This is a genomic window from Streptomyces sp. NPDC045899 (assembly GCF_056431485.1).
The window spans coordinates 94,899-118,229 of record NZ_JBWKKP010000019.1; the positions used below are offsets into that span (position 1 = coordinate 94,899).

Consider the following 23,331-nt stretch of genomic DNA (forward strand, 5'->3'; position numbering starts at 1 on the left):
TGCCCCGATCACTGCCCCGCGGCCGGCGGCGCACCGCCCGGCGGCACCCAGCGCGCCACCACGACCTCGGCCTTGCGCACCACCCGCTCACCGCGGGCGAATCCGGCCGCCGCCACCCGCGCCACGGTGCGGTCCGCCTCCGGTGAGGCGGCCTCGGCGCGCCCCACCGGGCGGTGGCGCGCCGCGTCGAACGGCTCGCCCTCCCGCGGGGCGTAGCGCTCGGTGCCGGTGCCCGCGAGGGTGTCCGCCGCCTCATCGGCCAGCGCCCGCAGCAGCGTGCGCAGTTCACCGGTGTCCAGCGGGGCGTCGATCTGCTCGGCCTGCCGCAGGATCCGGTCGTACAGCCGGATCAGGCCGTGCCGCACCAGGTCCAGGGCGGTGTCCAGCTCGCCGCGGCGCAGCTCCTGGAGTTCGGTGTGCAGCCGGGTGATGATCTCCTCGCGCCGGTCGGCGAGATCCTGCTGCCGCGCCAGCGCGGCGGTGAACCCGGCGACGGCGTGCTCCAGCCCGCCGCCGGTCGCGGCCGGTTCTTCCGCCACGGCCGGTTCTCCGGCCGTGAACCGATCTTCGGCCGTGACCGGATCTTCGGTCGTCGTACTGGGTTCCGTCTCCGGCACGCGCGCCCCCCGAAGTCTGTGCGGCCGAGTCTGTGCGGCGCATCAGACCCTAGCGCAATCGCCGCGACCGGAGGTGGAACTGGCGGTGCGACGCGCGGAGTTGACGGCAAGCGGTTACGGCAGCAGCTTGTCCAGGGTGATGGGCAGGTCGCGGACCCGGACCCCGGTGGCGTGGTACACCGCGTTGGCGATGGCCGCGGCCGTGCCGACGATGCCCACCTCGCCCGCGCCCTTGGACCCCATCGCATTGGTGTGCGGATCCCGTTCATGCACCCAGTGCGCCTCCACCGCGTGCACATCGGCGTTGGCGGCGATGTGGTACTGGCCGAAGTCGTGGTTGACCACATGTCCGAACCTCGGGTCCAGCACGCTGTGTTCGTACAGCGCCATCGACATCCCCTGCGTCATCCCGCCGGTCAGCTGGGAGCGGACGGTCTTGGGGTTGATGACCCGGCCCACGTCGAACATCCCCAGCAGCCGGTCCACCCGCACCTCGCCGGTGTCCCGGTCCACCCGCACCTCGGCGAACTGGGCGCCGAAGCTGTGCATCGCGTAGCGGTCCTCGTCGGGGTTGGCGGGCATGTCCGCGGTGACCTCCAGGCCCTGTGCCGGGACGGTACCGCCGTGGTCGGACTCCAGGACCTGGCGCAGCCGTTCCGCCGCCGCGCAGATCGAGCTGCCCCAGCTGCTGATCCCGGAGGAGAACCCGGCCACCGACGCCGGCGGCAGCGCGGTGTCCCCGATCCGCACCTCCACCTGCTCGACCGGGATGCCCAGCGCGTCCGCCGCGATCTGGGTGAGCGTGGTCCAGGTGCCGGTGCCCAGGTCGGCGGCGGCGATCAGCACCCGGTGGTGGCCGTCGGGGGTGACCCGGATGGTGGCGCTGCTCCCCGGCAGCCGGGGTGAGGGGTACGTCGAGGCCGCCACCCCGCTGCCCAGCAGCCAGCGCCCGTCCCGGCGCGCCCGGGGGGCGGGGTCGCGCCGCTCCCAGCCCGCCCGGCGGGCGCCCTCGCGCAGACAGGCCACCAGATGGCGGCTGGAGAACGGCAGTCCGGACTCGGGGTGGACCTCCGGCTCGTTGCGGATCCGGAACTCCACCGGATCCATCCCGCAGGCGAGGGCCATCTCGTCCATGGCCGACTCCAGCGCGAACATCCCCTGCCCCTCGCCCGGCGCCCGCATGATGGTGGGCACCGGGATGTCCAGGGGCGCCAGCCGGTGGGTGGTGCGGCGGTGCGGGGCGGTGTACATCAGCCGGGTGCACACCGCCACCTGGTCCGCGTACCCCTTGGCCTTGGCGGTCTGTTCGGCCACCTCGTGGGCGACGGCGGTGAGCCTGCCGTCGCCGTCGGCGGCCAGCCGGATCCGCTGGATCGAGGCGGGGCGGTAGCCGACCAGGGCGAACATCTGCTGACGGGTGAGCGCGAACTTCACCGGGCGGCGCACCGTACGGGCGGCCATCGCGGCCAGTACCGCGTACGAGTGGGGGTAGACCTTCGAACCGAAACCGCCCCCGACGTGCGGCGAGATCACCCGGACCCGGTCCGGCGGCAGCCCCAGCACCCCGGCTATCAGCATCTGGCTGAAGGACGAGCCCTGGGTGGAGCAGTACACCGTCAGCGCGCCGTCGTCCCAGCTGACCACGGCGGTGTGCGGCTCCATCGGGTTGTTGTGGTACATCGGCGTGGTGTAGGTGGCGTCCAGCCGGACCGGGGCCGAGTCCAGCGCCGCGTCCGCGTCCCCGAGCAGGCTGTCGGCGGGTGAGCCGTCCTGGAGGTCGCCGGGGGCCGAGCCGAACTGGGCGGCGTGTTCGGGTGTGCGGAGGTCGTCGCGGTCCGCGCGGAGCACCACGTCGTGCTCCCGCGGCGCGTAGCCGAAGCGGACCAGCCCGGCGGCGGCGCGCGCGGCCTCCGGCGTCTCGGCCACCACGGCACCGGTGAACTGCCCGCGCCAGGCCACCTCATCGGTCTGGAGCACGGCGAGCTCGGGGTCGTCGGGGCGGGTCAGCGAGGGTGCGTTGAGATGGGTGAGCACGGTGAGCACCCCGGGCTCGGCCTCCGCCTCGGCGGTGTCCACCGAGGTGATCCGTCCGGCGGCGATGGCCGACTGGAGGGGGTACAGGTGGACGGCGTGTTCCACCGGCCACTCGTAGGCGTAGGTGGCGGTGCCGGTGACCTTCTGCGCACCGTCGATGCGGTCCATCGGGCTGCCGATGGCGTGGGGCCGTGCGCGGACGTCGCTCATCGCCCCTCCTCCAGCAGTTCGAGCAGCACGCTCACCATGGTGTTCCGGGCGAGCGGCACCTTGAACGCGTTGCCCGGCAGCGGGGTCGCCCGGGCCAGTTCGGCCGCCGCCGCGTCCCGGAAGCTCTCCCGGGTGGCGGGCGCGCCGCGCAGCGCGGACTCGGCGGTGGTGGCCCGCCACGGCTTGTGCGCCACACCGCCGAGCGCGATCCGCACCTCCCGTACGGTGCCGTCCGCCACGTCCAGCGCGGCGGCCACCGAGACCAGCGCGAAGGCGAACGACGCCCGGTCGCGCACCTTGCGGTAGCGGGAGGGGATCAGATGGGCGGGCGGGGGCAGTTCGACCCCGGTGATCAGCTCACCGCGGGTCAGCACGGTGTCCCGCTCGGGGGTGTCCCCCGGCAGCCGGTGCAGTCCGGTCACCGGGATCCGCCGCTCCCCGTCCGTACCGCGCACCGTGACCGCCGCGTCCAGGGCGGCCAGCGCCACCGCCATGTCCGACGGATGGGTGGCCACGCAGGCGGGGGAGGAGCCCAGGATCGCCATATCGCGCTGATGTCCCTCCAGCGCCGAACAGCCCGATCCCGGTGCGCGTTTGTTGCACGGTGTGGTGACGTTCTGGAAATACGGGCAGCGGGTGCGCTGGAGCAGGTTGCCGCCGGTGGTGGCGACGTTGCGCAACTGACCCGAGGCGCCGGACAGCAGGGCCTGGGAGAGCATCGGATAGCGCCGCCGGACCCGGTCGTCGGCGGCCAGGTCGCTGTTGGGGACGGCCGCGCCGATCCGCAAGCCCCCGTCGGGCAGTTCCTCGATCCGGTCCGAGGTCAGCCGCCGTACGTCGACCAGCACCTCGGGGGTGGCCACCTCCAGCCGCATCAGGTCCACCAGATTGGTGCCCCCGGCCAGGAACACCGCCTCCGGCTCCTCGGCCAGCGCGGTGACCGCGGAGGACACGTCATCGGCGCGTTCGTAGCGGAAGGGCTTCATCGGTGCGCCACCTCCGCGATGGCCGGGACGATACTGGCGTACGCGGCGCAGCGGCACAGGTTGCCGCTCATCCGCTCGGCGATCTCCTCGTCGTCCAGCACCACATCGGTGGCGCCGGGGTCCTTGCTCACCGCGCTGGGCCAGCCCGCCTCCGCCTCCGCCAGCATCCCGCAGGCCGAGACGATCTGGCCCGGGGTGCAGTAGCCGCACTGGAAGGCGTCATGGGCGATGAACGACCGCTGGAGCGGATGCAGCCCGCCGCCGTCACCGTCGGCGAGTCCGGCCGCGGTGACGACGTCCGCGCCCTGGTGGGCCACGGCCAGCGCGAGGCAGCCAAGGGCCCGCCGGCCGTCGATCAGGAGGGTGCAGGCGCCGCACTGTCCGTGGTCGCAGCCCTTCTTGGGGCTGGTGTTCCCCAGTCGTTCGCGCAGGGCGTCCAGCAGCGTCGTACGGGTGTCCACGGTCAGCCGGTGCTCGGTACCGTCCACCCGCAGCGTGATCTCCACGTCCATGGTCCTGTCCTTGCTCGTCGTCCCGCCGGGATGTCACGCAGCTCTCCCAGTGTCGGACAAATGTGCACTGATCGCCCGTCCGGTGGCGGTAACCTCGCACCTTGACGTGATCTGTGCACGGTGATTCCATGTGGCTCATCCACTGAGCCACTGGGGGAGGATGAGCGTGGAGGCACTGCCCCGCGAAACCATCGTCGACGTCCTGGAGAACCGCCTGCGGGAGGACATCTTCACCGGCCGTCATCCGGCGGGCACCCTGCTGCCACCGGAGCGCGAACTCGCCGAGGGATACGGGGTCACCCGCACCACCCTCAAACACGCCTTCGGACGGCTGATCCAGGCCGGACTGCTGGAGACCCGGCACGGTGTGGGCACCCGGGTGCGCGACTACGCCCGCCTCGGCGGCGCCGATCTGCTGCCCATGCTGGTGCGGCACAGCCCCGACTGGATCGGTGAGGTGTTCGAGGTGCGGCGCTCCGTGGGCGCGCTGATCGCGGAACGGGCCGCCACCCGCGCCACCGACGGGCAGAAGGACGAACTGCGCACCCTGCTCGCCGAGGTGGGCGAGGCCGGGGACACCGACGCGGTGCAGCTGGCCGACGTCGAGGTGCACCGGGCGCTCGCCCGCGCCACCGGCAACCGCGTCTACGCCCTGCTCACCAACACCCTCTTCAACGCCTATCTGCCCGTGCGCACCGCCCTGTCCGGGCCCTTCACCGATCCCGCCGCCGCCCACGCCCGGCTGGAACCGGTGGTCGAGGCCGTGGTCCGGGGCGATCCGCGCGCCGCGCACCGGGCCGCCGAGGCGTATCTGACCGCCACCGAACGCATCATGCTGGAGGGCCTCGCATGAGCACGCGCACCAGCGCCCCGGACGGCAACCGCGTCCCCGGGAGCGACACCGGCACATCCGAACGCCACCGGCCGCCCCGGCGCGGCACCACCTTCCGGGAGTCCATGCTCGGCCGGATCCGCCTCGACGGCGAGGACCACGACCGCCCGGTCCGCCTCGATCTGCGGGTCGCGGCCGAGCGGGTGCTGCGTCCGCTCGGCACCACACCGGCCCGGCTGGAGGGCCGGATACGCGTCGCCGGGTGGGCCGACGACCCCGACGCCACCGGCACCCTGGAGATCTCCCCGTTCGCCCGGCGCCGCATCCGTTACCGGATCGACTTCACCGCGGACGGCCGCCACCTCAGCCTCGACGGCTGGAAGTCCATCAGCCCCCGCCGTCCGCTCGCCTCGATGACCGTGCTGCCGTACACGCTGTACGAGGACGGCAGGGCCATCGGGACCGGCACCGTACGGTTCCCGCTGACCACCCAGCTCCTGCCGTTCCTGGCCAGCTTCCGCTTCCCCCGCCGCGAGGAGGCGGCCGCGCTGCACGTGCCCCGGTGGGACGGCACCCCCGGCCGCACCGAGGTCTGGTACACCACCGCCACCGACCCGGCCACCGGCACCGGAATCTGGCTGCACCATGAACTCGTGGCCCCCGCCGACGGATCCCCGGCCTTCGCCCACGGCTGGGCCGCGGCCTTCCCCCAGGACGGCCCGGTGCGCCACGCCCGCTTCGGTCCCGCCCCCTGGACCCGCCCCGCCGAGGGTTTCAGCGGCGACGGCGTCCAGGCCGCCCCCGGCCGGCTCAGCGGTACGGCGGGGGAGTTCAGCTGGAAGCTGGCCGAACAGCCCACCGACACCCCGCTGTACACCTTCCCCCGCTGGTCCTGGCGGCGCCCCCTGCTGCCCGCGGCCCAGATCCTCCCGGCCGCCCGCGCCCGCTACAGCGGCACCCTCACCTACGACGGCACCACCCTCACCCTCGACGGCGCGCCGGGCGCCTCCGCCCGGATCTACGGTCACGGCAACGCCCATCGCTGGGCCTGGCTCCACGCCGACCTGGGCGACGGCGGGGTGCTGGAGATCGTGGCCGCCGTCTCCACCCGTCCCGGACTGCGGCGGCTGCCCCCGCTGGTCTTCCTGCGGCTGCGCCACCGCGGCCGCACCTGGCCCCGGCGGGCCGAGCGCGCCGCGCTGGGCTGGGCCGGACTCGGCCGGTTCCGCGCCGATGTCGCCCTGCCCACCTGGACGGTGACCGGACGCGCCGGACTGCGCCGGATCCGCGTCGAGGTCACCCAGCCCGAGGACCGGACGCTGGCCCTGGACTACGCCGATCCCGACGGTTCCCCCGCGGTCTGCCGCAACAGCGAGAGCGCCGACGCCCACGTCCTGCTCGAACGCTGGTGGGGCAGGTGGCGTACGGAACGCGTCTGGACCCTCGACGGCACGGCACACGCGGAGGTGGGCGACCGATGAACCCCGACACCCCCCACGGCGACACCTCCCGCGCCGCCGTCTGCGCGTCCGCGACCCGGCTGCGCGCCCCGCACGGTGGCGGCAGCCTGGACGGCCTGGTCGCCGCCCTCCTCGCGGACGACGGCGCCACTCCGTGGCCCGGCCGGGTGCCCCGGCGGCTGGAGACCGTGCTCTCCGCGATGCCGCTGCCCGCCCGCGCCGGAGTGCGCGCCGCCGCCGCCGCGCTCGACGGATTCGCGCTCGCCACCACCGGCCGCAGGCTGGGCGCCCTCCGCCCGGACGAACGGGAACGGCTGCTCGGCTCGCTCGGCGCCCGCTCCGCACTGCTCCCGCTGTTCGACGTGCTCAAGGTCCCCGTCCTGCTCGCCGCCGGAACCGAGCGCATGCTCGACCACGGCGGCAGCCGGCCCGGTACGGCGCTCCCGCGCCAGGACCCGCCGCTGGACTGCACTCCCGCCGACGCCTGGCCCGCCCGCTCCACCGCCGACGCGGTGGTCATCGGCTCCGGTGCGGGCGGGGCCATGGCCGCCCGCACCCTCGCCCGCGCCGGACTGAGCGTGGTCGTACTGGAGGAGGGCCACCACCACTCCACCGCCTCCTTCGGACGGCGCACCCCGCTGGACCGGTTCACCGAGCTGTACCGGGACGGCGGCGCCACCGTGGCCGTCGGCAACCCCCCGCTGCTGCTGCCGGTCGGCCGGGCCGTCGGCGGCACCACCGTGGTCAACTCCGGTACCTGCTACCGCACTCCGGACCATGTCCTCGGCCGGTGGCGCGGCGCCTTCGGGTTCGAACTGGCCGACCGCTTCGACGCCGCGCTGGACGACGCCGAGAAGACCCTCCAGGTGGCCACCCAGCCGGTGGACGTGCTCGGCAACAACGGGCTGCTCGCCCTCAGCGGCGCCGAACGGCTGGGCTGGCAGGCCGCGCCGCTGCGCCGCAACGCCCCCGGCTGCAAGGGCTCCTGCCAGTGCGTCGTGGGCTGCCCCACCGGCGCCAAGCAGAGCGTGCAGCTGTCCGTCCTGCCCGACGCCTGCGCCGCCGGAGCCCGGATCGTCACCGGCGCCCGGGTGCGGCGGATCCTCGTCGAACGCGACCGGCCCGGCGGCCCGCGCGCCGCGGGCGTGCGGGTGCGGCGGGAGGACGGGGCCGAACTGGAGATCCTCGCCCCGCTGGTGGTCGTGGCCGCGGGCGCCCTGGAGACACCGCCGCTGCTGCGCCGCTCCGGACTCGGCGGCCATCCGATGCTCGGCCGCAACCTGAGCGTGCATCCGGCGACCAGCGTGGCCGGGCGGTTCGCCGAACCCGTCACCGCGTGGGAAGGGGTGCTCCAGAGCGTCGGGGTGGAGGAACACCACTCCGACGGCGTCCTCATCGAGGCCACCGCCACTCCGCCGGGAATGGGCTCCTTCGTCCTCCCGGGCCTCGGCGGCGAGCTCCGCCGCGAACTGGAGACCTCCGACCGGCTCGCCACCTTCGGCGCCATGATCGCGGACCGGCCGTCCGGCCGGGTACTGGGCCGGGACCGCACCCTGCTCCGCTACGGACTGGACCGCCGGGACGCGGGCCGTCTGGTGCGGGCCGTGCGCGCCATGGGTGAACTGCTGCTCGCGGCGGGCGCCGAGGAGGTGCTCACCGGGATCCCCGCCACCCCCCGGGTGCGCACCCTCGGCGAACTCGACGCCGCCCTGGAGAAGGTGAACGGCCGGCAGCTGCATCTGTCCGCGTTCCACCCCACCGGTACGGCCGCGGCGGGCGCCGATCCGCAGCGGGCCCCGGCCGACCCGGCGGGACGGCTGCGCGGGGTGCGCGGAGTGCTGGTGGCCGACGCCTCGGTGCTGCCCAGCTGCCCCGAGGTCAATCCGCAGCTGTCCATCATGGCCGCCGCCCTCACGGTGTGCGAGGCCCATCTGGAGGGGGCGGAGACGGCCGTGGCGGTCCCGGGCGGCATCGGCTGACCGGCGCGTCCGACACGGCCTAGTGCCCTTGGCTGACGCGGCACTAGACCCCGGCGGTCACGATGCCGATGACCTCGGTGGCGGCGGAGAAGTCCGGGGTGAGCCGGTTCTTGGTGAGGGCGAAGGCCACTCCGTTCGCCACGTCCCCGAAGGTGAAACTGCCACCGGCGCCGCCCATGCCGAACACTCCGGCCTTCCGCGGTGAGCCGTCGGGCAGTCCGAGTGCGAAACCGAGCCCCCAGGTGGACTCGTTGCCGTAGATCCGGTCGGTGCCGCTCGCCGCCACCGAGGTCATCTCCCGCAGCCGCTCCGGGGAGACCAGCCGGACACCGGGGACGTCACCCATCAGGGCGGCGTGGAGCCGGGCCATGGCGCGGGCGGAGGTCTTGCCGCCCGCCGGGATGTCGGCGGCCAGGATGTCCGTGCGGTTGCCCAGCGCGGCCGTGGGGAACGCTGCCTTCGGCCCGGCCCGGAACATCGGCAGGTCCTCGGGCAGCTCCGCCCACAGATCCCCGGCGCCCGGCGCGTCCTCCAGACGCGCCAGCCGTCCGTGCTCGGACACCGGCATTCCGAAGTACAGCTCGTCCGCCACGCCCAGCGGTCCGGTCAGCTCCTCGTGCAGCACCCGGGCGAGGGGGCGGCCGGTCACCCGGCGCACGATCTCACCGACGATGTAGCCGAAGGTGTACGCGTGATAGCCGACCGCCGTGCCCGGCTCCCACCACGGCTCGGCGTCGGCGATCACCGCGCACATCCGCTCCCAGTCGCACAGCTCCTCCGGGGTGGTGTCCAGGGGCAGCCCCGGCACCCCGGCGGAGTGCGTGAGCACCTGCCGTACGGTCACCCGCTCCTTGCCGCGTGCCCCGAACTCCGGCCACAGCGCGGCCACCGGGGTGTCGTAGCCGAACGCGCCCCGCTCGGCCAGCAGGTGCACCAGCGCGGAGGCGGCCGACTTGCCGATGGAGTAGTTGTAGAACACCGTCGCCGGGGTCACCGGCCGTCCGGTGGCCGGATCGGCGATCCCCGCCACCGTGTCCACCACCAGCTCCCCGTGCCGGTAGACCGCCACCTGGACACCGCGCTCCGCCCCGGACTCCACCATCCGGTCGATGCTCCGCCGGACCCGCTCCGCCAAGCCGTCCATCACCGCTCCTCATCCGCGTACCGCTGTCGCGCCTGTGGAAGGTGAGACCGGGGGGCGCCGGGAAACTCATCGCCGCCCCGGCGGGGCGCCCGCGGCGGGGTCCGCGGGCCGCGCGCCGCGGCGGTCACGGACCGCCCTCACGAACGGTCGGCCGCGACCTCCAGATGCGGCAGGTAGTGGTCCATCCGGTCCCGCTTGGTGCGCAGATACGTGATGTTCTCCTCGCGCGGCGGGGTCAGCAGCGGCACCTGCTCGCTGACGCCGATGCCGTGGCGCAGCAGCGCGTCCCGCTTGAGCGGGTTGTTGGACAGCAGCCGCACCGACCGCACCTGGAGGTCGTGCAGCATCTCGGCCGCCACCTGGTAGTCACGCGCGTCCGCGGGCAGTCCGAGGGCCAGATTGGCCTCGACGGTGTCCATCCCCTCGGCCTGGAGCTGCATCGCCTGCAGTTTGGAGAGCAGACCGATGCCCCGGCCCTCATGGCCGCGAAGGTAGATCAGAATGCCGCGGCCCTCGCGGGTGATGGTGTTCAGCGCGGCGGAGAGCTGATCCCCGCACTCGCAGTGCTTGGATCCGAAGGCATCTCCGGTCAGGCACTCCGAATGCAGCCGGGTAAGGACGTCCTCACCCTCGACGTCACCGTATACCAGGGCTATTTGTTCATCCCCGCGATTGAGGTCGAGGTAGCCGACCGCGCGGAATTCACCGTACACGGTGGACAGTTGGAGATTCGCCACGCGCTTGGCACCCGCGGTGCGAGCGCTGGAGTCGAACACGCTATCACTTACTGTCATGTCCCGATCCTATCTGGCAAACTGCCTGCGGTGTAGGTGAAAATGGCGGGCATGTGTCGACACGATGCCCCGGTGTACGAACGAAAGGCCCGGAAAACATGACCAGTTCGGGAACGCGACCACAGGTCCCGGATCTTCTGCCGACGGATACGACGGAGGACGTCCGGGCCCGGGGAGCCCGGGTCGCCGTCCTGCCCGTGGGGAGTTTCGAACAGCACGGCGCCGGACTCCCGCTGATCACGGACACGGTCGTGGCCTGCGCGATCGCCAGTGAGATCGCCGCGGTCCACCCGGTGCTCGCCCTGCCCCCGATCACCGTCTCCTGCTCGCACGAGCACGCGGACTGGCCCGGTACGGTGAGCATTTCCGCGGCCACCCTGCACGCCGTCGTCCGGGACATCGCCGTATCGCTGCGGGCCTCGGGCGTCCACGCCCTCGTCGTGATCAACGGACACGGCGGGAATTACGTGCTGCGGAACGTGGTACAGGAATCCGCGGGCACCGGTATGCGTATGGCACTTTTCCCCGGCTCGGCCGACTGGGCGGCCGCGCGTGAGCGGGCAGGAGTGCAGACGCCGTCCAACAGCGATATGCATGCCGGAGAACTGGAGACTTCCATCCTCCTGCGGGTCCGCCCGGAACTCGTCCGGCCCGGACAGGAAAAGGCCGACTGGATAGCGGATGACCGGAAGCATCTGCTCACCCTCGGTATGTCCGCCTATACGGAGTCCGGGGTCATAGGGAGGCCCTCCCTGGCATCCGCCGAAAAGGGAAAGGAACTCCTGGCCGGTCTCGTCGATTCCTTCCATGAGTATCTCTCCATGCTCGGCGCCCGGGAGGAGACGCGATGACGGACCGCACCGCCGAACTCGACGCGGCGCGCGCGTGGGACCTGCTGCGCGCGGTCCGGACCGGAACGGAGGCCGAGGCGGCCGGTCTGGTCCGGGACGCGGACGGTACGCACCGGTGGCGGCAGCCCGCCACACCCGAAGCCGGGGAACTCGCCGCGCGCTACGCCCCCCTGTGCCTGGCCGGGCCCCGGCTGGTGGTGGCCCAGCTCGGCCAGAGCCTGGACGGGTTCATCGCCACCCGCACCGGTGACTCCGACTACGTCACCGGTGAGGAGGACCGCCTCCATCTGCACCGGCTGCGGGCCCTCACCGACGCGGTGCTCGTCGGCGCCGGAACCGCCGCCGCCGACGATCCGCAACTCACCGTCCGCGCCTGCGCCGGTGACCATCCGGTGCGTGTTGTCGTCGATCCGCATGGCCGGGTTCCCCTCACTCGCCGGGTCTTCACGGACGGTTCAGCGCCCACGCTGTGGGTGGTGGCCGCCGGCGGCGAGCACCCGGCCGCCCCGGAGGGCGTGGAGGTGCTGGCGCTGCCGGACCGCGACGCGTTCGCCCCCCACCGCCTGGTGGACGCGCTCGCGCGGCGCGGCCTGGGCCGGATGCTGGTCGAGGGCGGCGGTGTGACCGTGTCCCGCTTTCTGCACGAGCGGGCACTGCACCGGCTCTACGTCACCGTGGCGCCGGTCCTGATCGGCGACGGCGTCCCCGGACTGCGGTTCGCCGGTACCCCGGTGCTGCGGGACGCGCTGCGCCCCTCCGTGCGCCGCGGTGTCCTCGGTGAGGACACCCTCTTCGAACTCGACCTGGGGACGCCGCAGCCCGGTGGCCCACTGGCCGATGAGCACCGCGACACCGGGCAGGCTCGCCGCGAAGGTGAGCACCCCGTAGACCACGGCCACCGAAAGACCCTGGCCGGCGCCGAGCCCCGCGGCGCCGAACGCCCAGGCGGTGACCCCCTCCCGGGGACCCCAGCCGCCGACGTTCAGCGGCAGCGCCATGGCGATCAGGGCCAGCACCAGCAGCGGCACCAGCACGGCGACCGGAGCGGTTGACCCCGCGGCCCGCGCGGCCAGCAGGAACGTGGCCACATGTCCGGCCAGGACGACCACCGAGGCCACCGCCACCCCCGGCCAGCTGCCGCGGGCCAGCAGCCCGCGGCGCGCCTCGGCCAGCGCGCCGCGGAGCGCCCGCCGACCCCGCGAGGGGCCGGCCGCTCCGCGGCGCCGCCGCACCAGCAGCGCCACCACCCCGGCGGCCACCACGGCCACCGCCGCCACGGCGGTCGGGGACCCGGCGATACGGCCGGCCACCCGGCCGGTCTGCTCAAGTGCCACCGCCGGATGGGCCAGCACCAGCACCAGCCCCACCGCGATCAGCACCACCTGACCGGCGACCCGCTCCAGCACCACCGCACGCACACCCCGCCCGACATCACCGGAGGTGCGCCCATGGCGCACCGCGCGGTGCACATCGCCCAGCACCCCGCCGGGCAGCGCGGCGTTGAGGAACAGCGAGCGGTAGTAGTCCGCCACGGCCCGGCCCAGCGGCAGCCGGATCCGCAGCCCCCGCGCCACCAGACACCAGCGCCATGCGCTGAACACCGTGGTGAGCAGACCCAGTCCGAGCGCCGCCAGCAGCGTCGGCCCGTCGATCCTGCGCAGTCCGTCCACGAACGCGCCCGTGCCCAGCCGCCACAGCAGCACCGCGAGGATGACCGCACCGGCCACCGCGCCGAGCCGTGCCCGGACCGCCCCGCTCATGCCGCCGCCCCCACCGGTACGGGCAGCGCCAGCAGATCGCGGTGGTGCACCACCGCTCCCAGACCACCGGACGCGCACACCGCCAGCCGGCGCCGCAGATACGCGTCCGCGCGTGCCCCGAGGTCCGGCCGCTGCTCCTTGGCCGCACCGACCCAGCCCCGCAGCCACTCCGCCGTCAGCGCGGACTCCTCCGGGCCCAGCCGCCACGGGCTGCTGTGGGTCCGCACCACCACGCCCCGCCGTTGGAACGATTCGGTGGCCACCGCCACCGCGTCCGGACCCAGCAGCACCCCACGCCGCTGATGGGCGTTGAAGGCGTCCAGGATCTCGTCGTCCAGCGGATCGGCCGGGGTCAGCTCGACCCGGCCCATCACCGACAGCGCCAGCAGCACCGGACACCCGGCCTCCGCGCACAGCGCGGCCAGCCGGTCGATCTCCTCCCGCGTCAGGACGTCCAGCAGCGCCGAGGCGGTCACCAGGGAGGCACCCGCCAGATCCGCCGCGGTCAGCTGTCCCAGATCGCCCCGCCGGGTCTCCACCTGCACCGGTGTGCCCCCGGCGTCGCACGGCGGCTGTTCGGCGGCCCGCTGGAGCAGCCGGGGATCCCGGTCGTGCAGCACCCAGCGCTGCGGCGCGTGCAGCCGGGGCGCCAGCCAGCGGCCCATCGACCCGGTGCCACAGCCCAGGTCGTGCACCACCAGCGGACCGGCCGGCCCCGGCCGCGCGGCCAGATGAGCCCGCAGCGAATCCAGCAGTTCGGGAGCGCGGGCCGCCGCGTCGGCACCCTCGCGCAGCTGAAGCCAGTCGGGGGTGTAGCGCGGTGTGTCGGTCGCCGTCACGCGGCCCTCCCGGTGTCCCGGCGGAGCCGGTCCAGCACCGTGGCCAGACTCCGCGATGTCGTGTCCCACCCGTCCAGGGCGGTGCGTCGGCCGCGCGCGGCCTCCCGCAACCGCCGCCGCGTGGCGGGCTCGCCCAGCCAGCGGCGCAGCGCGGTGGTGAGCGCCTCCGGGTCCTCCGGGGCGATGAGCATGCCCGGCACACTGCCGTCCGGCGCCTTGCCCACCGCCTCCGGGACCCCGCCCACCTCGGTGGCGAGCACCGGAATGCCACGGGCCAGCGCCTCGGTGACCGCCATGCCGTAGGTCTCCGCATGCGAGGGCAGCACCAGCAGATCGGCGGCGGCGTAACTGGCCTCCAGCTCCGCGCCCGAGCGCGGTCCGACCAGCCGCAGCCGGTCCTCCAGACGCGACCGGCCGATCAGCTCCCGCACCCGCTCCACATAGCCCGGATGCCGGTCGAGACCGCCCACGAACGTGCACTCCCACGGCAGATCGCCGATCCCGGCCAGTGCCTCGATCAGTCCCCGCTGCCCCTTGCGCGGGGTCACCGACGCCACGCACAGCAGCCGCGTCCCGGCCTCGCCGCCCTCCGCGGCGGGCCCCACATCCGCCCCGGGCGCGGCCACATGCACCTGCCCCGGGGCGAGTCCGTGCAGCTCCACCAGCCGCCGGGCAGCCCAGTCGCTGGTGGCCACCACCGCGTCCACCGCCCGCAGCGTCCGGCCCTCCAGCGACTGGAGGTCCGCCGACCGGCCCGGGGCGAGCCCGGTCTCGTCACCGAGCGGCAGATGCACCAGCACCGCCAGCCGCAGCCGCGCCGCCTCGGGCACGACGAGGTACGGCACGGCGCAGGCCACCAGCCCGTCGAGGAGCACCACACTGCCGTCGGGCAGCTCCCCAAGGATCCGGGCCAGTTCGGCACGGGAACCGGCGGTCGGCTGGGGCCACGCCCCGGTCACCGCGTGCTCGTGCACCTCCCAGCCGGTGCCGGGCAGATCCCGGCACACCCGCAGGTCATAGACGTTGCCCCCGCTCGGCGCGGTGGGATCGTGCACATCGCCGGGCATCACGATGTGCACCGCCCGCGGTTCACCGCCGCTCACAGGGCACGCTCGTAGCTCGCCCAGGCGATATGGGATTCGTGCAGGGTGACCGTCACCCCCGACAGACCCCGGGCCCCTTCGCCCAGCGCCCCGGCGTGCACCCGCTCCACCAGCCGGTCGGCGATCACCTTGGCCAGGAACTCCGTGGAGGTGTTGATCCCCGCGAAGTCCGGTTCGTCGTCGAGATTGCGATAGCTCAGCGCCCCGGTCACCTGACCGAGTTCACGGGTGGCCAGTCCGATGTCGACGACGATGTTGTCATCGTCCAGCTCGGTGCGGCGGAACGTGGCGTCCACGAGGAACGTCGCCCCGTGCAACCGCTGCGCGGGTCCGAAGACCTCGCCGTGGAAGCTGTGGGCGATCATGATGTGGTCGCGGACGGTGATGCTGAACAACGGATGACCCTCCAGGTGCGCGCGTCGGGCCCGTCTGCCGGGGCACGCCGTTTAGTACGGCCGATGCGTTCTCCGTGTTCAGACCGATTTCGCGGCGGCCTCAGGGGCCGTACAGCACACGGTGGCACAGCCCCGGGAGTTCACCCGAGGCCAGCCGCGGCAACACCCCCGGCAGCTCCTCGAAGGAGCACTCCCCGGTCACCAGCGCGTCGAAGGAGGGATCGGCCAGCAGCTCCAGGGCCAGCGCGAGCCGGTCGCCGTAGCCGCGGCGCGGGCCCCGGTTCGGCGACACCGTCCCCACCTGGCTGCTGCGCACGGTCAGCCGGCGCGAGTGGAACGCCTCGCCCAGCGGCAGACTGATCCGCCGGTCGCCGTACCAGCTCAGCTCCACCACCGTGCCCTCCGGGGCGAGCAGTTCCAGCGAACGGGCGAGCCCGGCCTCGCTGGCGCTGGCGTGCACCACCAGGTCACAGCCGTCCGCGGCCTCCTCCGGCAGCGCGAACTCCACGCCGAGCGCCGCCGCGACACCGGCCCGCGCCGGATCGGCGTCCACCAACTGCACCCGCACGGCCGGATAGCGGGCCAGTACGGCGGCCACACTCGCCCCGATCATCCCGGCGCCCACCACCGCGATCCGGTCCCCGAGCAGCGGCGCGGCGTCCCACGCCGCGTTCACCGCGGTCTCCACCGTCCCGGCCAGCACCGCCCGCCGCGCGGGCACGTCCTCGGGCACCACCGTCACCGCGCTCGCCGGGACCACATAGCGGGTCTGGTGCGGATACAGACAGAACACCGTGCGCCCCAGCAGTTCCCGGGGCCCCTGCTCCACCTCGCCGACACTGAGATAGCCGTACTTCACCGGCGCCGGGAACGCGCCCTCCTGGAACGGCGCCCGCATCGCGGTGTGCTGGCTCTCCGGCACCCCGCCCCGGAACACCAGGGTCTCCGTACCCCGGCTGACACCCGAGCACAGGGCGCGCACCACCACCTCGTCATCGGCGGGTTCGGGCAGCTCCACCTCCCGTATCTCGCCGTGGCCGGGGGAGCGGAGCCAGAAGGCGCGGGCGACGCGCTCCATCGGTGTCCTCCAGAGGGATCGCGCTGAACAGCTGAACAATCGGGCGGCGGCACACGTACGGAAGGGCAGCCGCGATCACGGTACGCGGCGCTCATCAACTCCGCCACACAGCCGGAGGGTGCACGGTGGCAACCCTGAATGACACATACAACGCCAAACCGCTGCGACAGGAGACCGCGGCGGGGGCGGGTGCCCAGCTCGCCCTGATCGCCCTGCTCGGCACGGCACTCGGCCTCGGTCCGGCGGGATGGCTGACCGGACTGGTCTTCGCCCTCGCCACCTGGGCGGTGCTCAACCGCGCCGTGTCCCGTTCGTGGCTGCGCTCGTTCGGGGCGGCCAACCGCGTCACCCTGGCGCGGGCCACCCTGGTCGGCGGGGTGACCGCGCTGGTCGCCGACTCCTTCCAGAGTCCGCCGCAGGTCACGGTGCTGGTCGCGCTCACCGCGGTGGCGCTGATCCTGGACGCGGTGGACGGCAAGGTGGCCCGCCGCACCGGTACCTCCTCGCCGCTGGGCGCCCGCTTCGACATGGAGGTGGACGCGTTCCTCATCCTGGTGCTCAGCGTCTACGTGGCCACCTCGCTCGGCCCCTGGGTGCTGCTGATCGGTGCCATGCGCTACGCCTTCGTCCTGGCGGCCCGGTTCCTGCCGTGGCTGCACGGTGAACTGCCGCCGAGCACGGCCCGCAAGACGGTGGCCGCGCTCCAGGGCATCGCCCTGCTGGTGGCCGGGGCCGCGATCCTCCCCAGGACCGCGGCCTTCGCCGAAGTACTGCTCGCCCTGGCCCTGCTGAGCTGGTCCTTCACCCGTGACATCGGGTGGCTGTGGCGCACCCGTCACCAGCGTGCGCAGGGCTGAGGGACACGCCCCGCGGCGCAGTTCGCCGGCGCCGGGCCGTCAGGAACGGCGGCCCTTGCGGCGGACCTTGATGGTGCGCATATCGGTGACCCCGGTCCGCAGCACCCGGTACGGATAGCCGTACGCGTCCAGGACCGCCAGCGCCCGCCGCGTGGCGCCCTGTTCACCGTCGTCCGGCTCCACCACCTCCACCTGGCAGCGGAAGGTGAACGCCGACAGACCGGTGTCGCAGGTGAAGCCGCCCGCCTCGGTGAACGCGGCCTGGAAGGGGCCGGAGCTCGCGGTGAGGGCGGTGCGCTGGGCGTCGTCCAGTCCGTCGAACACACCCCGGATCGTCACCCTGAACACGGCCGGTCCTCCTCCTGCGGGGACTGCGGGGACTGCGGGGACTGCGGGGACTTGGAGGTCTTCGGGGCGTAGCCGAGCACCCGCTCGCCCAAGGACTCCTCGATGAGGTCGAGGAGTTCGAGGACGGCGGCGGCGATGGTGTCCGGCGACTCACCCGCCGTGGTGCGCTTGCCGATCTCGGCGTAGACCAGCGCGTGGTTGCAGCTGATCTGTGTGGCCATCACCCGTGGCAGCGGATCGTCCGGCGCCGCGCCGGTCTCCTCGGCGAGGACCGCGGCGAGCGCGTCGGTCATCCGGGAGCCGAGGTCCTCCAGCCGGGCGAGGAGGGTCGGGGCGGCACGCATCATCGCGAAGAACCGGCCGTACCCCTCGGACAGGCCCACCGCGCGGTCGCGGCGGCGCACCTCCTCGCGCAGCCGCCCGAGGACCGCCCGCGCGGCGGTCCGGCCGGGGCCGCGCTGCCGGACGATATCGGCGAGCCGCTCGGGGGACGCCTGGTCGGGCGGCAGGACCAGGTCCTCCTTCGCCGGGAAGTACTTGTACAGCGTGTTCACCGAGACCTCCGCCGCCTCCGCGACCTCGGCGACCGTGACCTGGTCGAAGCCGCGCTCCACGAACAGGGTCACGGCCGTCTCCGTGATGCGCAGGCGCGTACGCCGCTTGTGCCGTTCCCGTAGTCCTTCAGCCATGGCGGAAGTCTAACCGCACTGCAAAGTCTCATCGACCTCCAAAGATTAAGTCGATTGCAGTTTTGCAGTCCGTTGTGCTTCCATCCTCGCCATGTCCTCACTCTCCTCATCCGTGATCCGGATCCGGGGCCTCACCCGGACCTTCCCGCTCAAGAGCGGACCGGTGCACGCCGTCCGCGGTATCGACCTCACCGTCGGCCGGGGTGAGATCCTCGGCTTCCTCGGCCCCAACGGCGCGGGCAAGACCACCACCCTGCGCATGCTCACCACCCTGCTGCCGCCCAGCGGCGGTGATGCCGAGATCGCGGGTCATGACCTGCTGCGCGACCCGGCGGGCGTCCGCCGCCGCATCGGCTACGTGGCCCAGTCGGGCGGGCTGGACCCCGCCTGCGGGGTCCGCGAGGAGCTGGTCACCCAGTGCCGACTGCATCTGATGTCCCGCGGCGCCGCACGTGAACGCGCGGGTGAACTCGCCCGCGAGCTCGGCCTGTCGGACCTGATGGACCGTCCGGCCGGTGCGCTCTCCGGTGGTCAGCGCCGTCGGCTGGAGATCGCGATGGGCCTGGTCAACCGGCCCGAGGTGCTCTTCCTCGACGAGCCGACGACGGGGCTCGACCCCGGCAGCCGGGCCGAGTTGTGGGAGCTGGTCGCCCGCGTCCGCGCCGAACACGGCACGACCGTCTTCCTGACCACCCACTACCTGGACGAGGCCGACGCGCTCGCCGACCGCGTGGTGGTCGTGGACTCCGGACGGATCGTTGCCGAGGGAACCCCGGCCGACCTCAAGACCCGCTACACCGGTGATCCGGCGGCCAGCCTCCAGGACGCGTTCCTCGCCATCACCGGACGCGGCGCGACCGCTGAACCGGTGGCCATCTGAGTCCCGCCACCATCTGGCCCCACCCCATCCACCTCAACCCCATGAGACCCATGACACTTCTCGCCCACACCGGCATCGTCTTCGGCCGCGCTCTGCGCGCGACCCTCCGCTCCAAGACCAATCTCTTCTTCGGCATGCTCCAGCCCCTGCTCTTCCTCGCGCTCTTCGGTCCGCTGCTGACCGAGCTGGACATCGGCGTCAGCGGCTCCTCCTGGCAGGCCCTGGTCCCCGGCGTCCTCATCCAGCTCACCCTGCTGGGCGGCTCGTACGTGGGACTCGGTCTGCTGATGGACCGCAACCTCGGGGTGGTCGACCGGATGCGCGTCACCCCCGTGACCCCGCTCGCCCTGCTGCTCGGCCGGACCCTCCGCGACGTCGTCCAACTGGTGGCCCAGGCCGTCCTGCTCGTCCTCCTCGGCCTGGCCCTCGGTCTGCGCGCCCCGCTGCCGGGCGTCCTGCTCGGCCTGCTCTTCGTCGCCGTGGTCGCCGCGGCGCTCTCCGCCCTCTCCTACGGTCTGGCGATGCACATCAGGACGGGCCCGGAGTTCGCCGCCGTCGTCAACACCGCGGGCATGCCGCTGATGCTGCTGGCCGGTCTGCTGCTGCCGATGTCGCTGGCCCCCGGCTGGCTCGACGGCATCTCCCGAGCCGTCCCGTTCCGGTACACGGTCGACGCCGTGCGCCAGGTCTTCCTGGGCCACTACGCGAACGGCACGGTGGCCGTCGGCGCGGCCGTCACCCTGGCCCTGGCCGCGCTCTGCCTCCTCGCCGGCGCCCGCCTCTTCCGGAACGCCCCGGCCTAGCGGTCCCCGGGGCCGCCCGGGAACATACGGTGGCACAACGACGGATGCGGCCCGAGGAGATCCTCGGGCCGCATCCGGTATGAAGCTGTATCGCTGTGTGTCCGAGGGGGGACTTGAACCCCCACGCCCGATAAAGGGCACTAGCACCTCAAGCTAGCGCGTCTGCCATTCCGCCACCCGGACCAGGTGTCTGCCGTGCGGCCCGCGGCCGCTCCGACGTGGAAACCATAGCAAACATCCGGGCGTGCTCGATCACACGGATGCGCGGGCCCGGGCCGGTGGCCGGGGGGTTCTCGGCGGGGGTGGTGTGTGACGGGGGCATGACGGCGATATTGCCGCCTTGGGCTGGGCGGGCGGGGGGTGGAGTATGGCTGGTGGGCCCCGTCGTGGGTCGGCCCGGCTGCGGGCTGCGCGCCGCGGCAGTGAACAGGAGGAGGCAGCGTGAGTGAGTCGCTTTCGGACGCGACGACCGCCGGTACGGTCACGGGCGAGGACGAGGTCGTCGACCTCTGCCGCGACCTGATCCGTATCGACACCAGTAACTACGGTGACCACTCCGGCCCCGGCGAGCGCGCGGCCGCCGAGTACGTCGCCGAGAAGCTGGCCGAGGTGGGGCTCGAGCCGAGGATCATCGAGTCGCACAAGGGCCGGGCCTCGACGGTGGCGCGGATCGAGGGCGAGGACCCCTCCCGCCCGGCGCTGCTCATCCACGGCCACACCGATGTGGTCCCGGCCAACGCCGAGGACTGGACCCACCACCCCTTCTCCGGGGAGATCGCGGACGGCTGCGTCTGGGGTCGCGGCGCGGTCGACATGAAGGACATGGACGCGATGACGCTCGCGGTCGTCCGGGAGCGGCTGCGCACCGGCCGCAAGCCCCCGCGCGACATCGTGCTGGCCTTCCTCGCCGACGAGGAGGCGGGCGGGGTCTACGGGGCGCGGCACCTGGTCAATGAGCACCCCGAGGTCTTCGAGGGCGTGACGGAGGCGATCGGCGAGGTCGGCGGGTTCTCGTTCACCGTCAACGAGGATCTGCGGCTGTACCTGATCGAGACCGCCCAGAAGGGCATGCACTGGATGCGGCTCACGGTGGAGGGCACCGCGGGGCACGGCTCCATGACCAACAACGACAACGCGATCACGGAGCTGGCGGAGGCGGTCGGACGCCTGGGGCGGCACAAGTTCCCGGTGCGGGTCACCAAGACCGTGCGGTCCTTCCTGGACGAGCTCTCCGATGCCCTCGGCACTCCGCTCGACCCGGAGAACATGGACGAGACCCTCGCCAGGCTGGGCGGTATCGCGAAGATCATCGGGGCGACGCTGCAGAACACGGCCGCGCCGACGATGCTCGGCGCCGGCTACAAGGTCAATGTGATCCCGGGGCAGGCCACCGCCCACGTCGACGGGCGCTTCCTGCCGGGGTACGAGGAGGAGTTCCTCGCCGACCTCGACCGCATCCTCGGCCCGCGGGTCAGGCGCGAGGACGTGCACGCGGACAAGGCGCTGGAGACCAGCTTCGACGGCGCCCTGGTCGATGCCATGCAGTCGGCGCTCAAGGCCGAGGACCCGATCGCCCGCGCCGTGCCGTACTGCCTCTCGGGCGGTACCGACGCCAAGTCCTTCGACGACCTGGGCATCCGCTGCTTCGGGTTCGCTCCGCTGAAGCTGCCCCCGGAGCTGGACTTCGCCGGGATGTTCCACGGCGTCGACGAGCGGGTGCCGGTGGACGGGCTGAAGTTCGGGGTGCGGGTGCTGGACCGGTTCCTGGACGCCTGCTGATCACCTGATCCGAGCCGGGCCATGGCCGCGCCATGGCCCGGCTCGTGCCGTGCCGGCGCTCGCGGTGTGCGGGCCGGTCCGCGCCGGTCACCGCTGTGACCGGTGCGGACGGCGATCGGTCACGGGCATCCACCGGTTCGGCCTAATCGATCAGACATACCGAAAGAACCGAAAAGAGTGAATGCTGTCGTAGCTTGATAGCTTGATTGCTCCCTCCTCGTTACATGGTGTGTGCGGCTCGTGACAGGGGCCGCGATGCCGAATTGGGGGGTGGGAGCAGTACCCCGCCTTCGGCAACTACCGCATCGATCACGTGACATCGGGTCACGGTCCACCGGGATGTGATCCCGGGTGGTTCCGGAGGGCGTGCCATGCGCTCCGGAGCGGCCCGGGCATGGGGGCGCGGGCGGAGGACGTCCGCGCGCAACCCGGCTGGGACGACGGCAAAGGCAGGGGAGCAAGAAGTTATGCGACAGGTTGCGAAGAAGGGCCTGATCACCGTAGCGGCGGCGAGCGGAGTGCTGGCCGTGACCGGTGGCTACGCCCACGCGAGCTCGGGGGCGGACGGCGGCGCCGTGGGCTCGCCGGGGATCGTGTCGGGCAACTCGATCCAGGCGCCGGTGAACGTGCCGGTGAACCTGTGCGGAAACACGGTCACCGTCATCGGGATGCTGAACGGCTCCGGTGGCGGGAGCTGCGGCGGGCAGACCGATGGCTCGGGCAGCGGCTCCGGCGGCTCCAGCTCCACCGGCGGCTCCCAGGCCCAGGGCGGCACCCAGGGGTCGCCCGGCATCGTCTCCGGCAACAACGTCCAGGCTCCGGTCAACGTTCCGGTCAATGTGTGCGGGAACAACATCGGCGTCGCAGCGATCGGCAACTCCAGCGGCGGCAGCGGCTGCGGCATGGTCGAGGCGGTTCCGAACGAGCCGGGTGAGCCGAACGAGCCGGGTGAGCCGAACGAGCCGGGTGAGCCGAACGAGCCGGGTGAGCCGAACGAGCCGGGTGAGCCCAATGAGCCGGGTGAGCCGAACAACCCGGGCGAGCCGAACGAGCCGGGTGAGCCCAACAACCCGGGCGAGCCCAACAACCCCGGTGAGCCGAACAACCCGGGCGAGCCCAACAACCCGGGTGACACCACGCCCGGTGACGACAACCCCGGCGATGACGCGGACCAGCCCGGTACGGACGGGTCCGACCCGTCCGCGAACCTCGGTGGCTCCCACGTCGCCGGTGACGAGCAGCTGGCCCACACCGGTGCCGGACCGGTCGACCTGGCCATTCCGGCCGCCGCCGGGATGCTGCTCGCGGGCACGGTGCTCTACCGTCGTGCCCGCGCGGCGCGCCGCTGACCCGCGTGCGCCGTACCGCTACGGCGCGCAGC

At 73.1% G+C, this 23,331-nt stretch carries 21 protein-coding genes, 1 tRNA gene and 2 pseudogenes; 10 read left to right on the plus strand and 14 right to left on the minus strand.

Annotated features, from left to right (window positions below; translation table 11 throughout):
- Positions 1–8 precede the first annotated feature (8 nt).
- The 4 genes from AC07FT_RS25815 to AC07FT_RS25830 all read right to left on the minus strand — a co-directional run bounded on the left by AC07FT_RS25815 (position 9) and on the right by AC07FT_RS25830 (position 4,359).
- Positions 9–539 carry a nucleotide exchange factor GrpE gene (locus AC07FT_RS25815; RefSeq protein ID WP_479178271.1) on the minus strand — a complete coding sequence of 177 codons (531 nt, stop codon included), beginning with the start codon at positions 537–539 and terminating at the stop codon, positions 9–11.
- Positions 540–731: 192 nt separating this feature from the next.
- The gene (locus tag AC07FT_RS25820) at positions 732–2,861 is read right to left on the minus strand and encodes a xanthine dehydrogenase family protein molybdopterin-binding subunit (protein WP_479178272.1); all 2,130 of its coding nucleotides are present in this window, start codon (positions 2,859–2,861) and stop codon (positions 732–734) included.
- A complete protein-coding gene (locus tag AC07FT_RS25825; protein ID WP_479178273.1) occupies positions 2,858–3,847 on the minus strand; it encodes an FAD binding domain-containing protein in 990 nt (329 codons plus the stop codon). The genes AC07FT_RS25820 and AC07FT_RS25825 overlap by 4 nt, the downstream gene beginning before the upstream one ends.
- On the minus strand, positions 3,844–4,359 hold the full coding sequence (locus AC07FT_RS25830; protein ID WP_479178274.1) for a 2Fe-2S iron-sulfur cluster-binding protein: 516 nt from the start codon (positions 4,357–4,359) through the stop codon (positions 3,844–3,846). Before AC07FT_RS25830 ends, AC07FT_RS25825 begins: the two co-directional genes overlap by 4 nt.
- Before the next feature lie 160 nt (positions 4,360–4,519).
- Between AC07FT_RS25830 and AC07FT_RS25835 the strand changes: the two genes are divergently transcribed.
- Genes AC07FT_RS25835 through AC07FT_RS25845 form a run of 3 tightly spaced genes read left to right on the plus strand, consistent with a single transcriptional unit; the run spans position 4,520 to position 8,630 of the window.
- Positions 4,520–5,212, plus strand: coding sequence for a FadR/GntR family transcriptional regulator (locus AC07FT_RS25835; RefSeq protein ID WP_432010305.1), 693 nt, complete (start codon positions 4,520–4,522; stop codon positions 5,210–5,212).
- The gene (locus AC07FT_RS25840) at positions 5,209–6,672 is read left to right on the plus strand and encodes a hypothetical protein (protein WP_479178275.1); all 1,464 of its coding nucleotides are present in this window, start codon (positions 5,209–5,211) and stop codon (positions 6,670–6,672) included. Before AC07FT_RS25835 ends, AC07FT_RS25840 begins: the two co-directional genes overlap by 4 nt.
- The gene (locus tag AC07FT_RS25845; protein WP_479178276.1) at positions 6,669–8,630 is read left to right on the plus strand and encodes a GMC family oxidoreductase; all 1,962 of its coding nucleotides are present in this window, start codon (positions 6,669–6,671) and stop codon (positions 8,628–8,630) included. The genes AC07FT_RS25840 and AC07FT_RS25845 overlap by 4 nt, the downstream gene beginning before the upstream one ends.
- Positions 8,631–8,673: 43 nt before the next feature.
- Here AC07FT_RS25845 and AC07FT_RS25850 read toward each other — a convergent pair whose 3' ends face one another.
- Both AC07FT_RS25850 and ribA read right to left on the minus strand, forming a co-directional pair.
- The gene (locus AC07FT_RS25850; protein WP_479178277.1) at positions 8,674–9,774 is read right to left on the minus strand and encodes a serine hydrolase domain-containing protein; all 1,101 of its coding nucleotides are present in this window, start codon (positions 9,772–9,774) and stop codon (positions 8,674–8,676) included.
- 137 nt (positions 9,775–9,911) lie between these two features.
- The gene (ribA, locus tag AC07FT_RS25855) at positions 9,912–10,568 is read right to left on the minus strand and encodes a GTP cyclohydrolase II (RefSeq protein WP_471206031.1); all 657 of its coding nucleotides are present in this window, start codon (positions 10,566–10,568) and stop codon (positions 9,912–9,914) included.
- Between the two features lie 98 nt (positions 10,569–10,666).
- On the opposite strand from ribA, the gene AC07FT_RS25860 reads away from it, so the two are divergent.
- Both AC07FT_RS25860 and AC07FT_RS25865 read left to right on the plus strand, forming a co-directional pair.
- Positions 10,667–11,419, plus strand: coding sequence for a creatininase family protein (locus AC07FT_RS25860; protein WP_479178278.1), 753 nt, complete (start codon positions 10,667–10,669; stop codon positions 11,417–11,419).
- Positions 11,416–12,063 (plus strand): annotated as a pseudogene (locus AC07FT_RS25865) (RibD family protein); the annotation flags it as partial. The gene AC07FT_RS25860 and the pseudogene AC07FT_RS25865, both read left to right, overlap by 4 nt.
- 276 nt (positions 12,064–12,339) lie before the next feature.
- Here the strand turns inward: AC07FT_RS25865 and AC07FT_RS25870 are convergent.
- The 5 genes and pseudogenes from AC07FT_RS25870 to AC07FT_RS25890 form a co-directional block, all read right to left on the minus strand.
- Positions 12,340–13,179, minus strand: a pseudogene (locus AC07FT_RS25870) (lysylphosphatidylglycerol synthase transmembrane domain-containing protein); the annotation flags it as partial.
- A complete protein-coding gene (locus tag AC07FT_RS25875) occupies positions 13,176–14,087 on the minus strand; it encodes a class I SAM-dependent methyltransferase (RefSeq protein ID WP_479178279.1) in 912 nt (303 codons plus the stop codon). The pseudogene AC07FT_RS25870 and the gene AC07FT_RS25875, both read right to left, overlap by 4 nt.
- Positions 14,015–15,121: a glycosyltransferase family 4 protein gene (locus tag AC07FT_RS25880; protein ID WP_479178280.1), complete on the minus strand. Its 1,107-nt coding sequence runs from the start codon at positions 15,119–15,121 to the stop codon at positions 14,015–14,017. Before AC07FT_RS25880 ends, AC07FT_RS25875 begins: the two co-directional genes overlap by 73 nt.
- Positions 15,118–15,516, minus strand: a complete 399-nt coding sequence (locus AC07FT_RS25885; protein WP_471206042.1) for a 6-pyruvoyl trahydropterin synthase family protein — start codon at positions 15,514–15,516, stop codon at positions 15,118–15,120. Before AC07FT_RS25885 ends, AC07FT_RS25880 begins: the two co-directional genes overlap by 4 nt.
- Positions 15,517–15,616: 100 nt before the next feature.
- Positions 15,617–16,594, minus strand: a complete 978-nt coding sequence (locus AC07FT_RS25890; RefSeq protein WP_431773455.1) for a zinc-dependent alcohol dehydrogenase — start codon at positions 16,592–16,594, stop codon at positions 15,617–15,619.
- Positions 16,595–16,719: 125 nt separating this feature from the next.
- Between AC07FT_RS25890 and AC07FT_RS25895 the strand changes: the two genes are divergently transcribed.
- On the plus strand, positions 16,720–17,451 hold the full coding sequence (locus tag AC07FT_RS25895; RefSeq protein ID WP_471206045.1) for a CDP-alcohol phosphatidyltransferase family protein: 732 nt from the start codon (positions 16,720–16,722) through the stop codon (positions 17,449–17,451).
- 39 nt (positions 17,452–17,490) lie between these two features.
- Here AC07FT_RS25895 and AC07FT_RS25900 read toward each other — a convergent pair whose 3' ends face one another.
- Together AC07FT_RS25900 and AC07FT_RS25905 are read right to left on the minus strand one after the other, a co-directional pair.
- Positions 17,491–17,799, minus strand: a complete 309-nt coding sequence (locus AC07FT_RS25900; protein WP_471206048.1) for a DUF6204 family protein — start codon at positions 17,797–17,799, stop codon at positions 17,491–17,493.
- Positions 17,787–18,488 (minus strand): TetR/AcrR family transcriptional regulator, encoded by a 702-nt coding sequence (locus AC07FT_RS25905; RefSeq protein ID WP_479178281.1) that lies wholly within the window; start codon positions 18,486–18,488, stop codon positions 17,787–17,789. Before AC07FT_RS25905 ends, AC07FT_RS25900 begins: the two co-directional genes overlap by 13 nt.
- Positions 18,489–18,579: 91 nt before the next feature.
- On the opposite strand from AC07FT_RS25905, the gene AC07FT_RS25910 reads away from it, so the two are divergent.
- Positions 18,580–19,368, plus strand: coding sequence for an ABC transporter ATP-binding protein (locus AC07FT_RS25910; protein ID WP_479178282.1), 789 nt, complete (start codon positions 18,580–18,582; stop codon positions 19,366–19,368).
- Positions 19,369–19,418: 50 nt separating this feature from the next.
- The gene (locus AC07FT_RS25915; RefSeq protein WP_471206057.1) at positions 19,419–20,171 is read left to right on the plus strand and encodes an ABC transporter permease; all 753 of its coding nucleotides are present in this window, start codon (positions 19,419–19,421) and stop codon (positions 20,169–20,171) included.
- 98 nt (positions 20,172–20,269) lie between these two features.
- On the opposite strand, the gene AC07FT_RS25920 is transcribed toward AC07FT_RS25915, so the two are convergent.
- Positions 20,270–20,354 (minus strand) — tRNA-Leu (locus AC07FT_RS25920).
- A 258-nt stretch (positions 20,355–20,612) separates the two neighbouring features.
- On the opposite strand from AC07FT_RS25920, the gene AC07FT_RS25925 reads away from it, so the two are divergent.
- Both AC07FT_RS25925 and AC07FT_RS25930 read left to right on the plus strand, forming a co-directional pair.
- Positions 20,613–21,950 (plus strand): M20/M25/M40 family metallo-hydrolase, encoded by a 1,338-nt coding sequence (locus AC07FT_RS25925; RefSeq protein WP_479178283.1) that lies wholly within the window; start codon positions 20,613–20,615, stop codon positions 21,948–21,950.
- 467 nt (positions 21,951–22,417) lie between these two features.
- Entirely contained in the window at positions 22,418–23,299 is an 882-nt protein-coding gene (locus AC07FT_RS25930; protein ID WP_479178284.1) for a chaplin, read from the plus strand.
- The last annotated feature ends 32 nt before the right edge of the window (positions 23,300–23,331 follow it).